Source organism: Roseomonas sp. CCTCC AB2023176 (assembly GCF_042259275.1).
GTDB lineage: Bacteria > Pseudomonadota > Alphaproteobacteria > Acetobacterales > Acetobacteraceae > Roseomonas.
Window position 1 is genome coordinate 1,841,141 of the sequence record NZ_CP170086.1, and the last position, 12,240, is coordinate 1,853,380.

Here is a 12,240-nt window from a genome sequence, read left to right on the forward strand (position 1 = left end):
CGACGCCCATCAGGCAGGGCCGAGGACATCCTCCACCGGCCCGTCCGCGACGATCCGGCCGGATTCCAGGCGGATCGCGCGCCGGCACCAGCGCCGCGCCGTCGCGAAGTCGTGCGTGGCGATGACCATCACGTCCGCGCCGTGCACGAGGTCCACCAGCCGCGCCTCGGCCTTCTGCATGAAATCCGCGTCGCCGGCCGAGAACCATTCGTCCATCAGCAGGATCTCCGGCTGCATCGCGGTCGCGAGCGCGAAGGAGAGGCGGACCTGCATCCCCGCGGAGTAGCCCTTGATCGGCACGTCGATGAACTCGCCGAGGCCCGCGAAGCCGATCACCTCCTCCTCGAGCCGCGCGACCGCCGCGTCGTCCATGCCGCGGTAGAGCGCGCGCAGCCGGATGTTCTCCCGCCCCGTGCTGTCGCCATCCATGCCGGCCGCCGGGTCGATGAGGGAACCGACGCTGCCCTCCACCTCCAGCTGCCCGCCCGCGGGCTCGTAGATGCCGGCCATGGTCCGCAGCAGCGTGGACTTGCCCGCGCCGTTATGCCCGACGAGCGCGACGCGCTCGCCGCTCCCGATCTCGAAGTCGAGGTCGCGGAGCGCCGAGACGACGACGCGGTTCGCGGCATCCGTCCTGACCCGGACGTTGACGCCGGCCAGCAGCCGTTTCTTCAGCGACCGCGCCCCGTGGTGGTAGAGCGGGAACTCGATCGTGAGCCCCCGTGCCGCGATGCTCGCCACGCGCGTCAGACCCAGAAGGCCAGGCGGCCGCGGAAGCGGACGAAGAAGGCGAAGGCCACCCCGGCATGGACGAGGGTGACGAGGACCGCGGCGGCCCACATGCCGGCCGAGGCGCCACCCTCGATCAGCGGGCCGCGCACCACCTCCAGCAGCGGGTAGAAGGGGTTGAGCAGGAGGAACACGTGCCCGACCCGCAGCTGGTCCGGCTTCCAGATCACCGGCGTCATGAAGAACGCGAGCTGCATGACGCTCGCGACGATCTGGCCGATGTCGCGGAAGCGGGCGCAGACCATGCCGAGGAGGAAGCAGGAAGCCACGGCGTTGATGCCGAGGAGGACGAGCCCGGGGATCACCATGATGGCCTCCGCGCCCGGCCAGTGCCCGAAGACGAGGAAGACGAGGAGGATGAGCGGCAGGTTGTGCAGCGCGACGATGGCATTGCGCACCGCGCACCGCAGGGCGTGGACGGAATGCGGCACGCGCAGCTGGCGGACGATCCCCTCAGCCTGGATCATCGCGCCGCAGCTGTCGAGCACGGTGCCGGAGATGACGCCCCACGCGACGAGGCTGACCGCGAGGTAGGGCAGGTACTCGCCCAGCGCGATACCCAGCAGCTGCCCGTAGAGCAGGCCGATCCCGAGCAGCATCGCAGCCGTTGAGAGCGTGACCCAGAGGGGCCCGAGGACGGAACCGCGGTATCGGTTCTTCAGGTCGAGCCGCGCGAGCGCTGAGGCCAGGCGCCAGGAGGTGAACCCGTCCACGACATCGGTGACCGCGAGGCGCAGGCGCTCCGGCCGCGCCGCGTCGAAGCGATAAATCCGGCCTTGGCCGCCGCGGGGCGTGGGCGCGCCGGCGGCGACCGGAGCGGTGGAGATGGCGTGGCCCTCTGGCATGGCGCGGGCCTATAGACCGCCCCCGTTTCCCCGGCCAGCGGCGGGCGCCGGCCCTCAGGCCATGCCGCCGCCTGCCCGTGCCGCACCAGCCCGTGTCCCGGACGCTCCGGCGGCAGGCTGCGGCGGGCCCGCCCGGGCCGGCCTGTCGCCGACGCGGATCAGGCGGGTGCGGTCGCCCCGATCGATCGCGACCCGGTCCCCGACCGCGAGCCCGTCCCCCTCCGCCTGGATCGTCGCGATCTCGCCGCCGCTGTCCTCGCGCACGACGTATTCGACGGCAGCCTGTCCGGGGGCGATCTGTCCGGCGGCGGGCGCCGTGCCGGCCGCGCCTGGGAGCCCGAGACCCGCGAGGAGACTTGCGCGCCAGGCGCCCCCTGTCGCCCGGACGGCCGGACGCGCACCGACGACCGTCCCGTAGGTCGATCCGGCAACCGGGCGCACCGCGGCGGCGCCGGGTGCCGCATCCGGCGCGCAGGCCGGGAGCCCCGCGACGGCGACCAGGGCGACGGCGAGCAGGGCGACGAGCGGGGCAGATCGGGCCATCGGAAGCTCCGGCATGGATGGAGGCGATGCGGGCGAGGCGATGCGGGCGAAGCGGGGCGGGCGAAGCGGGGCGGGGCGGGGCGTACAACGCGGAAGGATGGCGCAACCCGGCCCTCGGGGCGAGCGCGGCCGGCCTGCCGTTCCGGCCAGCGGACGACGGGCCGGTGCGGCATCGTGGCAACACCGCCGCAAAGTCTCCTTGCCGCGGCCTTCACCATCCGGTAGCGCTGATCTCGTTGAACTCGGGCTCTGCCGGCCCACCGCGCGTGATGGCGGGGGCGGATGCGTCACGCGGGGGCGTGGCGCAGGCAGGGACCGCGCCGGACGATGCCGTCGGGAAAACCCGGCGCGCCGCCCGGCACAGGAAGGGGGACCGAGGGGGCATGGCAGCAGGAGTTGCGCGCGGCGCCGGGACTCTGTCCCGGTCGGTCCGGACCTTCGCGGCGCTGTCGGGGCTCGCGCTCCTGGCAGCCTGCGCGAGCCAGGAGGCCGGGCCGCAGACGCCCACCGCACGGCATGCCTCCCGCCCCACCTCCTACGATCCGCCGGGGCCGCCGTCCGACCCCTGGGGCCCCTACATCCGCGAGGCCTCGTCCCGCTTCGACGTGCCGGAGCGCTGGATCCGGGAAGTGATGCGCCAGGAATCGGCCGGCCGGGTCAGCGCGACGTCGCGCGTCGGCGCGATGGGCCTGCTTCAGCTGATGCCCGGCACCTACGCGGAACTGCAGCGCAAGCACGCGCTCGGCGACGACCCCTACCATCCCTGGGACAACATCATGGCCGGCACGGCCTACATCCGGGAGATGTACAACCTCTACGGCTCGCCCGGCTTCCTTGCGGCCTACAATGGCGGCCCGCGGCGGCTGGAGAACTACCTCTGGGGCAGCGGCTCTCTCCCGGCCGAGACGCGGAACTACGTCGCGCGCATCGGGCCGCGCATCGAGGGCGCGTCCCCCACCCGCCGCGCGCCGGCGGAGGTCTATGCGGCGGCCGAACTGCCGCTGAACATCCCGGCCGGGCCGCGCCGCATGGACAGCGGCACGATGCTCGCGCTCCGCGACCAGCGGGAGCAGCGCGTCGCCGAGCGGCTGGCGATGGCACAGGTTCAGCCCTCGCAACCCGTCAACGTCGTCGCCCGGATGGAGCCGATTCCGAACCCGCCGGAGGCTCCCCCGGCACGGACGGCCGTGGCCTCGCTCGGGCCGAACGTCGTCGCGATGGCGCCGATCCCGAACCCGCCGGAGCCCGAGGTGACGCGGATGGACCCCATCCCGAACCCGCCGGAAGCCCCGCCCCGCGGCTTCGCCGAGGCGCCGCGCTCCCCCTTCATGCCGCCCCGGCCGCAGGCGCTGGCCGCCGTCGCGCCGGCCCCCTCGCCGCGCGGCTTCTCCTTCTTCCCGCAGGCCAATGCGAGCCCGCTGCCGCCGGGCGTCCGCACGACGGCCGCCGCGACGCCTTCCGCCGGAAACTGGGCGATCCAGGTCGGCGCCTTCGCGTCCGAGAATCTGGCGCGCGACGCGGCCGGCACCGCCCGCGCCGGCGCCGGCAACGGCCGCGCGATGGTCACGGCCGTGTCGCAGGGCCGCGGGACCCTCTTCCGTGCCCGCGTCACCGGACTGACCCGGGACGCGGCGCAGGCCGCGTGCTCCCGCGTGCGCGGGCAGTGCATGGTGCTGTCGCCGGACGCTCAGGGGTAAGGCAGGGCGGCGCTGGGGGAAGGCTCTGCCCTCTCCCAGGCTGTCACTCGCCGGGCAACTTCTCCCCTTCGGCACGCCCCGTCGGCAGCGCCGGGCACCTCACCCCCGATCGCGGCTCCGGGGTCGGTTTCGTCGCAGGCGCGGGGCCGGGGAGGGCATGGCCCGCCCCGAGGCCCCTCTCGCCATCGGTCTCGGCGCGAACCGCTACGCCGCGTCGTAATCCACCGCGACGCGCGCGGTCCGTGGCCGCGACTGGCAGGTCAGGACGAAACCCGCCTCCATCTCCCAGGGCTGGAGCGAATAGTTCAGGTCCATCGCCGCCTCGCCCTCGGTCAGCCTGGCGCGGCAGGTGCAGCACATGCCGCCCCGGCAGGACCAGGGCAGGTCGAGGCCGGCGCGGAGGCCGGCTTCCAGGATCGTCTCCCCCTCGGCCATCGGAAGAATGCGGGTGACCCCCTCCGCCGTGACCTCCAGCGTCGCGACGGGCGTGGCTTCCGGCGCGACGGGCGCGCGCGGCGCGGCGGGCGAACCCCCGGCGAAGCGCTCCACATGGATGCGGGCGGGATCGAGGCCGAAGGTGGTCAGGGCCTCCGTCGCCGCCTCCGGCAGCCCCGCGGGCCCGCAGAGGAAGGCGTCGCTGACCTCGCCGCGACGGACGAGGCCGGGGAGAAGCGAGGCGATCCGCGCCGCATCCAGGCGGCCATACAGCGCGGCGAGTTCGTGCTTCTCCCGCGACAGCACATGCACGACGGAAAGCCGCGACAGGTGCCGGTCCTTCAGGTCCTCCAGCGCGGTGCGGAACATCACGTCCTCCGCGCCGCGGTTGCCGAAGAGGAGGACGAAGCGGGACCGCGGCTCTCGCGACAGCAGCGATGCCGCGATCGACAGGACCGGCGTGATCCCGCTGCCCGCCGCCACGCCGACCACCGTGCGCGGTGGCGTGGCGGCGTCGGGCACCAAGCCGAAACGCCCCTCCGGCGGCATCGCGTCCAGCACGTCGCCGGCGCGCAGGTCCGCGTTGGCCCATGCGGAGAAGGCACCGCCGGGGACGCGCTTGATGCCGACGCGGAGCTCGCCGTCATCCAGCCCGGCGCAGATCGAGTAGGAGCGGCGGATCTCTTCGCCCCCTACGACGCGGCGGAAAGTGAGGTACTGCCCCGGCGTGAAGCCGAAATCCGCATGCGGCGGCGGCTTCAGCGCAACGGAAACCGCATCGGGCGTCTCCCGCCGGACCTCGGTCACGAGCAGCGGGTGGAAGCGCGTGGAGACGGCGTTCATCCCGGCCCCTACAGGCACTTGAAGTGGTCGAAGGGCTCCCGGCAGGCCATACAGCGCCAGAGCGACTTGCAGGACGTGGAGCCGAACTCGGAAATCTTGTCCGTCTCCGCGCTGCCGCAGCGGGGACAGCCGACGTCATCGTCCATGCCAAAAAGGACGCGGCGGGAGGCGGCCTTGGCGGGCGGGGCGATACCGTAGGCGTGCAGGGCCGCGCGCCCCGCATCGGTCATCCAGTCCGTCGTCCAGGCCGGTGAGAGGACGAGGTTCACGCGTGGATCGGGCAGCCCGGCCTCGCGCAGCGCGACCTCGACGTTCACCGCGATCATGTCCATCGCGGGACAGCCGGAATAGGTCGGCGTGATGTCCACCTCGACGCCGCCGTCATCGCGGACGCGGGCGTCGCGGAGGACGCCGAGGTCGGCGATGCTGATCGCGGGAATTTCCGGATCGGGCACCGTCGCGGCTGCGTCCCAGGTACGGCGGCGCAGGCGTTCGCGGTCCAGCGGCACGGGCGCGTGCGCGTCCTCGTGGGTCGTCGGCGCAGGCGCGGCGCGCGACGGGAAGGGCACGACGGTCCCGCCGGCGCTCACCACGTCGCCCCGGGATAGGCCCGCTGCAGGTGCTGCATGACCGCGAGCATGTGTCCCAGATGTTCGGTGTGCGCGCCGCTCCGGCCGCCGCGCTGCATCCAGGCGCCGGGCTTCGGCAGGGGCAGGGCGGCCTCGTCGAAGACGCGCGCGATCGTCGCGTCCCAGTCCGGGCGGATGGCGGCGGGATCGGGCGCGAGGCCACGGGCGATCAGGTCGCGGTCGGCCTCGTCCGTCTCGAACAGTTCGCCGGTGTAGGGCCAGAGCTCGTCGAGCGCCGCGAGCATCCGGCGGCGCGATTCGTCGGTCCCGTCGCCGAGGCGGATGCACCATTCCCCGGCGTGACGCAGGTGATAGGCCGCTTCCTTCTCCGCCTTCGCGGCGATGGCAGCCAGCGTCGGCTCGGCGCAGGCGGCCTGGGCGCGCCAGAAAGGGTGCAGGAAGGCCGCGTGGAACAGCAGCCGGAGCATGGAAAAGGCGAAGTCGCCGTTCGGCAGTTCGACCAGCAGCGGGTTCCGGTACTGCGGCGCGTCGCGCAGGTAGGCGAGGTCGTCCTCCGTCCTCCCGCGCCCTTCCAGTTCCGCGGCGTGCGCGTAGAAGGCGCGGGCCTGGCCGATATAGTCCAGCGCGACGTTGGCCAGCGCCAGTTCCTCCTCCAACGTCGGCGCCTTGCCCGTCCATTCCGACAGACGGTGGCCGTGCACCAGCGCGCCGTCCGCGAGCCGCAGCGCGTGAAGGAGCACCGGCGTCTCGGCAACCGTGATCGCGGTCACATGTGCCCCACTTCGTCCGGCACCTCGTAGAAGGTGGGGTGGCGGTAGGCCTTGCTCGCGGTGGGCTCGAAGAGCGCGTCCTTGTCGGCCGGATCGCTGGCGACGATGGCGGCACTCGGCACCACCCAAATGGACAGGCCTTCCCCGCGGCGCGTGTAGGTGTCGCGCGCGGCCTGCAGCGCCATCTCCGCATCGGGCGCGTGCACGGAGCCGGCGTGACGGTGGGACATGCCGGAGCGCGCGCGGATGAAGACCTCCCAGAGGGGCATCGGCGCTTCGGTCATTCGGCGGCGGCCTTCATCGCCGAAGCCGCCTTGCGGACGCGGCGCTTCGCGGCATGCGCCAGCGCGGCCTCCCGCACCCAGGCACCCGCTTCGTGGGCGGCGCGGCGGGTCGCCAGCCGCTGCCGGTTGCACGGGCCGTTGCCGGCGAGGACCTGACGGAACTCCTCCCAGTCGATCTCGCCGAAGCGCCAATGGCCGCTCGCCTCATCGAAGCGCAGTTCCGGATCGGGGAAGGTCAGGCCGAGGAAGTGGCCCTGCGGCACCGTGGCGTCCACGAACTGCTGGCGCAGTTCGTCGTTCGTGAAGCGCTTGATCTTCCAGCGCATGGCCTGCTCGGTGTGCTGCGATTCCGCGTCGGGCGGGCCGAACATCATCAGGCTTGGCCACCACCAGCGGTTGAGCGCGTCCTGCGCCATCGCTTTCTGCTCCGCTGACCCGCGCGAGAGCGTCAGCATGATCTCGTAGCCCTGGCGCTGGTGGAAGGATTCCTCCTTGCAGACGCGGACCATGGCGCGGGCGTAGGGGCCGTAGGACGTTCGGCAGAGCGGGATCTGGTTCATGATTGCCGCCCCGTCCACGAGCCAGCCGATCGCGCCGATGTCGGCCCAGGTGAGCGTCGGGTAGTTGAAGATGCTGCTGTACTTCGCCCGGCCGGTGATCAGCCCCTCGAACAACTCTTCCCGCGTCACGCCGAGCGTCTCCGCCGCGGCGTACAGGTAAAGCCCGTGCCCGCCCTCATCCTGCACCTTCGCCAGCAGCGCGGCCTTGCGGCGCAGCGACGGCGCGCGGGTGATCCAGTTGCCCTCGGGCTGCATGCCGATGATCTCGGAATGCGCGTGCTGGCTGATCTGGCGGATGAGGGTGCGGCGATAGGCCTCCGGCATCCAGTCGTTCGGCTCGATCTTGTCCTCGGAGGCGACGCGCGCCTCGAAGCGCTCCACCAGCGCGGGATCCTCGGCCACCTTCGGGGCGGTGGCGTCCTTCTGGTTCAGGGCCTGCGTGTACATGGGCGCGGTCCTCCTGCATCCGAAGATATGTCACAGAACGCCGGACCTTCAAGATAATTCTGTAACGCGTCAGGCCGCGGCGAAACGTCCAGCCAGGGCACGGCCCGGCGGCGGCAGCGACCCGGCCTCCGCCCGACCCTCCGCAGCCAGCCAGGCCTCGGAAGCCGGCAGCAGAGCGCGGTAGAGGCGCGCGGCGAGGGCGCGGGCCTCGGCGCCCGGCCATGGCTCGGGCAACAGCGCCGCCGGCAGGTTCGGGTCGCGCAGGGCCACGCGGCGGAACTCGTGGATGAGGAGGATGCGGAGCGGCAGCGCCTCCTCCGGCGGGGGTTCCGCCCCGTCCAGTGGCGCGAAGGCCGCGGCGAAGCGGGCGTAGCGCGCGGCGACCGCCTCCAGCGCCCAGGCGCGGTTGGCAAGCGCCCGCGCATCCGCCGCGCGGCCGACGGCGCGCAACTGGACGGCCGCCGAGTCCAGTTCGATCCGCAGCCCGCTCTCCGCCTCCGAACCTTCCGACGCCGCCGAGAGCCCGACCAGGAGGTCCGGTCCGACCGTGCCCCACCCCGCCCCGAGCAGCGCCGCCCGCGCCCCGTCAGCCGGGCCGAGGACGAGGCGGAAGCGGCCGTCCCAGGGCCGTTCCTCCGGCGCATAGATGTGGCGGTCGGCCGCGGCGAACTCCTCGCCCCGCGGCCCCAGCCGGTAAAAGGACAGGCGTCCCTGGCGGGAGCGTTCGAGCCAGCCATCCTCGACCAGGCGCGACATGGCCGTGCGTAACCCGCCCGGGTTGACGCCGAAGGGCGCCATGATCCGCTCCAGCGTCCCGAGCCAGAGGGAGCCGCCGCGCGGCACCACAGCGTCGCCCCAGACCGTGACGATCAGGGGCGCCGTACGCGGCAGCCGGTGCAGCCGCGCGATCTGCCGCGCGAGGAGGGAGGGTGAATCGGGCATGGGGCGTGCCGGAGCGTGCCGCGGAACGCCCGCCCCGTCAGCCGGCCCCGTCAGCCCGCCCTCATCGCCCGCGCGACCGCGGGTCCAGCGCGTCCCGTAGCCCGTCCCCCAACAGGTTGAAGGCGAGGACCGCGAGGAAGATCGCGACGCCCGGATAGATGGCCATCCACGGCGCCTGGGACAGGAAGCGCTGCGCCGCGTTCAGCATGGACCCCCAGGAGGGCTGCGGCGGCTGCTGCCCCAGGCCGAGGAACGAGAGCGAGGCCTCCGCGATGATGGCCTCCGCGATCGCGAGGGTCCCCTGCACCAGCAGCGGCGGGACGATGTTCGGCAGCACGTGGACGACGGCGTTGCGCCAGGGCGGGTTGCCGAGGGCGCGCGACGCCTCGAACCACTCGGTCGCCTTCGCCTCCATCGCCAAGCCGCGGGCGAGGCGGACGAAGATGGGCGTCGCGGAGATGGCGATGGCGAGCATCGCGTTCTCGAGCGCCGACCCGAGGAAGGCGGCAAGCGCGATCGCGAGGATGAGGAAGGGCACGGACAGCATCGCGTCGGTGATGCGGGAGATGATCGTGTCCACCCAGCCGCCCGCGAGACCCGCGACCAGCCCGACGGGGATGCCCGCGAGGGCCGCGGCCGTCACGGACACCGCCCCGGCCGCGAGCGACGCCCGCGCGCCCCAGAGGACGCGGGAAAACACGTCGCGCCCGTTCTCGTCCGTGCCGAACCAGAAATCGGCCGAGGGTGGCTTGCGGATGCGGGACCAGGACGTCGCCGTGGGGTCGTAGGGCGCGATCCACGGCGCGAGGAGCGCGGCAAGGACGAAGAGCACGACGACCACCAGCCCGAACACCGCGAGCCGGTGGCGGAGGAAGCGCCGCAGCGCGCGCCGGGCCGGGCTGTCCGGCTTCGGGACGGTAGTGGTGACGACGGTCGCGCCGACGGCGCGCGGGGCTTGGCTGGCGCTCATGCCACGCGCAGCCGCGGGTTGACGGCCATGTAGAGCAGGTCGCCGATAAGGGAGAGCGCGACGTAGATCAGCGCGGTGACGACCACCACGCCCTGAACGACCGGGTAGTCCCGGTTGAACACCGCATCCACGATCAGCTTGCCGAAGCCGGGGATGGTGAAGATCTGCTCCGTCAGCACCGCGCCGGCCAGCAGCCGGCCCAACTCGATCGTGCCGAGGGTGACGACGGGGATGAGGGCATTGCGCAGGGCGTGCTTCGCGACCACGACCCGCTCCTTCAGGCCCTTCGCGCGGGCGGTGCGGACGTAGTCCTGCGACAGCGCGCCGATCATGGCGGCGCGGGTGTGGCGCATCAGCACGCCGGCGATGCCGCTGCCCAGCACGAAGGCCGGCATGATCGTCGTCAGGAGGGACTGCCGCCAGTCCTCCGTCAGCGGCACGTAGCCCGACGGCGGCAGCCAGCCCAGTTCCACCGAGAACAGCAGGATCATCATGATCCCCAGCCAGAAGTTCGGGGTGGAGATCCCGGCGAGCGACACCGCATTCGCCACCCAGTCCAGCGGCCGGTCGCGGTAGGCCGCGGAGACGATCCCCGCCGGCACGCCGATGATGACGGCGATGACGAAGGCCATGAGGCCGAGCTGGAGGGTGACCGGAAGCTTCTCCAGGATCAGCTCGCCGACCGGCAGGCGGATGCGCCAGGAGAAGCCGAGATCGCCGTGCAGCAGGCGCCAGAGCCAGTGCAGGTACTGTTCCGGCAGGGACCGGTCGAGCAGGAGTTCCGCCCGGATCTCCGCCAGCACGCGCGCGTCCCCCCGCTCCTCCCCCGCGAGGATGAGGGCGGGGTCGCCGGGCATGAGCTGCTGCAGCGCGAAGATGAGGATCGAGAGGATCAGCAGCGTGGGGATGACCTGCCCCAGGCGCCGCAGCAGCCAGCCCCACATGACGTCAGCGCAGCCTGAGGTCCTGTACGCGGATCATGCCGTCGGAGATCGCGCGGAAACCCTCCAGCCGCGCGGTGTGGGCGAAGATGTTCTTGCGGTGCCACAGGTAGATGCGGTGGCGGTCCTGCCGCAGCGCGATCTGCCACATCTGCGCGTACAGGTCCCGGCGCTTCTCAACATCCGTCTCGGCCCGCGCCGCGTCCAGCAGCCGGTCCACCTCGGGGTTCGAGTAGCGGCCGTCGTTCTGCGGTCCGCGGGAATGCACGAACGTCCAGATGTTCCCGTCCGGATCGGCCCGGCCGGACCAGGCGAGGTAGTAGGTCTCGAACTCCCCGCGCTCCGCGGCCTGGAGGGAGGAGGCGAACTCCATCGCGTTGATGCGGAGGTCGAAGCCGGCCTCGCGCACCATGGCCTGGATGACCTCGGCGACCTGCCGGGCTTCCGGGTTGTTGGCGACGGTCATCTCCACCGCGAGCGGCGTGCGCACCCCGGCCTCGCGCAGCAGGGCGCGGGCGCGTTCGACGTTGCGCGGCTCCGGCGTCAGCGCGCGGACATGGTAGGGCGACGACGGGGGCACGGCCTGCGCCGTCGGCGCGTAGAGGCCCTCATAGACCACCTGGTTCAGCGCGGTGCGGTCGATGGCCAGCTCGAAGGCCTCCCGCACCCGCGGGTTCTGCCCCATCGGCGTCTGCGCCCGCGCGCCGTTGCCGAGGTTGATGGTGATGGACTGGTAGCCCAGCTCATCCACCTCCGACAGCCGCAGGCGGCGGTCGCGGCGGATCGCCGGCACGTCGGACGGGGAGGTGACCTCGATCATCTCCAGTGCGCCGGATTGCAGGTTCGCCAGCCGCGCCGTCGTGTCGGTGATCGGCAGGTAGGTGATGCGGTTCAGGTGGATGCGGCCGGCGTCCCAGTAATCCGGGAAGCGCTCGACGACGATGCGGTCCTGCGCCACGCGCTCGACGAAGCGGAACGGGCCGGCGCAGACGGGGCGCGTGCCGAAGTTGCGGCCCGCCGCCTCGGCGGCCTTGGGCGAGACGATCATCCCCGCGCGGTCCGTCAGCTGCGACACGAAGGGCGCGAAGGGCGCGCGGAGCTTGATGCGCACGGTCCGCGGGTCCACGACCTCGACCGATTCCATCGAGTTGATCTCGCCGCGGCGGAACGATCCCTGGAGCGTCAGGTGCCGGTTGAGCGAGTAGCGCACGGCCTCCGCGTCCATCACCTCCCCGTCATGGAAGCGCACGCCCTCGCGGAGCGTGATGATCAGCGTCGTCGGGTCCTCCCACCGGTAGCCCGTCGCGAGCTGCGGCACGATCTCCAGCCGCTCGTTGATGTCGAACAGCTTGTCGCAGAGGCTGGCGAAGACGATGCGGCCGACGAAGGTGCGGGCCAGGGTGGGGTCGAGGATGTCGGGATCCTCGCGCAGCCCGATCCGCAGGTTGCCCCCGGCCTGCTGGGCGACGGCCGGCATAGCGGCAAGCCCGGCCAGGGCGGCGAGGATGAGAGCGAGGCGGCGCTTCATGCGGCATCTCCCGTGACGGTTCGGCTAAAGAAGGCTTGCAGGCGGGCCAGGCGCTC

13 protein-coding genes are annotated in these 12,240 nt (G+C 72.5%); 1 reads left to right on the forward strand and 12 read right to left on the reverse strand.

All coding sequences use genetic code 11. The annotated features are described in order from the left end of the window. Positions 1 to 9 precede the first annotated feature (9 nt). The 3 genes from ACE7GA_RS09185 to ACE7GA_RS09195 are packed head-to-tail and all read right to left on the reverse strand — an operon-like array spanning position 10 to position 2,177. Positions 10 to 741 carry an ABC transporter ATP-binding protein gene (locus tag ACE7GA_RS09185; RefSeq protein WP_376098700.1) on the reverse strand — a complete coding sequence of 244 codons (732 nt, stop codon included), beginning with the start codon at positions 739 to 741 and terminating at the stop codon, positions 10 to 12. Between the two features lie 5 nt (positions 742 to 746). After that, a complete protein-coding gene (locus ACE7GA_RS09190) occupies positions 747 to 1,634 on the reverse strand; it encodes an ABC transporter permease (protein ID WP_376098702.1) in 888 nt (295 codons plus the stop codon). A gap of 54 nt (positions 1,635 to 1,688) precedes the next feature. Beyond that, the gene (locus ACE7GA_RS09195; protein WP_376098704.1) at positions 1,689 to 2,177 is read right to left on the reverse strand and encodes a hypothetical protein; all 489 of its coding nucleotides are present in this window, start codon (positions 2,175 to 2,177) and stop codon (positions 1,689 to 1,691) included. 383 nt (positions 2,178 to 2,560) lie between these two features. On the opposite strand from ACE7GA_RS09195, the gene ACE7GA_RS09200 reads away from it, so the two are divergent. Further along, positions 2,561 to 3,874 carry a transglycosylase SLT domain-containing protein gene (locus tag ACE7GA_RS09200; protein WP_376098706.1) on the forward strand — a complete coding sequence of 438 codons (1,314 nt, stop codon included), beginning with the start codon at positions 2,561 to 2,563 and terminating at the stop codon, positions 3,872 to 3,874. Positions 3,875 to 4,078: 204 nt separating this feature from the next. Here ACE7GA_RS09200 and ACE7GA_RS09205 read toward each other — a convergent pair whose 3' ends face one another. The 9 genes from ACE7GA_RS09205 to ACE7GA_RS09245 form a co-directional block, all read right to left on the reverse strand. Next, the gene (locus ACE7GA_RS09205; RefSeq protein WP_376098708.1) at positions 4,079 to 5,152 is read right to left on the reverse strand and encodes a 2Fe-2S iron-sulfur cluster-binding protein; all 1,074 of its coding nucleotides are present in this window, start codon (positions 5,150 to 5,152) and stop codon (positions 4,079 to 4,081) included. An 8-nt stretch (positions 5,153 to 5,160) separates the two neighbouring features. Further along, the gene (paaD, locus tag ACE7GA_RS09210; protein ID WP_376098710.1) at positions 5,161 to 5,742 is read right to left on the reverse strand and encodes a 1,2-phenylacetyl-CoA epoxidase subunit PaaD; all 582 of its coding nucleotides are present in this window, start codon (positions 5,740 to 5,742) and stop codon (positions 5,161 to 5,163) included. Then, positions 5,739 to 6,512, reverse strand: coding sequence for a 1,2-phenylacetyl-CoA epoxidase subunit PaaC (paaC, locus tag ACE7GA_RS09215; RefSeq protein ID WP_376098712.1), 774 nt, complete (start codon positions 6,510 to 6,512; stop codon positions 5,739 to 5,741). The genes paaD and paaC overlap by 4 nt, the downstream gene beginning before the upstream one ends. Continuing rightward, entirely contained in the window at positions 6,509 to 6,796 is a 288-nt protein-coding gene (gene paaB, locus ACE7GA_RS09220; RefSeq protein ID WP_376098714.1) for a 1,2-phenylacetyl-CoA epoxidase subunit PaaB, read from the reverse strand. Before paaB ends, paaC begins: the two co-directional genes overlap by 4 nt. Continuing rightward, on the reverse strand, positions 6,793 to 7,803 hold the full coding sequence (paaA, locus tag ACE7GA_RS09225; protein ID WP_376098716.1) for a 1,2-phenylacetyl-CoA epoxidase subunit PaaA: 1,011 nt from the start codon (positions 7,801 to 7,803) through the stop codon (positions 6,793 to 6,795). Before paaA ends, paaB begins: the two co-directional genes overlap by 4 nt. 69 nt (positions 7,804 to 7,872) lie before the next feature. Beyond that, complete coding sequence (locus ACE7GA_RS09230) at positions 7,873 to 8,745, reverse strand: PaaX family transcriptional regulator C-terminal domain-containing protein (RefSeq protein ID WP_376098718.1); 873 nt, start codon at positions 8,743 to 8,745, stop codon at positions 7,873 to 7,875. 61 nt (positions 8,746 to 8,806) lie between these two features. Further along, positions 8,807 to 9,715 (reverse strand): ABC transporter permease, encoded by a 909-nt coding sequence (locus tag ACE7GA_RS09235; protein WP_376098720.1) that lies wholly within the window; start codon positions 9,713 to 9,715, stop codon positions 8,807 to 8,809. Further along, positions 9,712 to 10,659 carry an ABC transporter permease gene (locus tag ACE7GA_RS09240; RefSeq protein ID WP_376098722.1) on the reverse strand — a complete coding sequence of 316 codons (948 nt, stop codon included), beginning with the start codon at positions 10,657 to 10,659 and terminating at the stop codon, positions 9,712 to 9,714. Before ACE7GA_RS09240 ends, ACE7GA_RS09235 begins: the two co-directional genes overlap by 4 nt. A 4-nt stretch (positions 10,660 to 10,663) precedes the next feature. Beyond that, positions 10,664 to 12,184, reverse strand: coding sequence for an ABC transporter substrate-binding protein (locus ACE7GA_RS09245; protein ID WP_376098724.1), 1,521 nt, complete (start codon positions 12,182 to 12,184; stop codon positions 10,664 to 10,666). Positions 12,185 to 12,240: the final 56 nt, after the last annotated feature.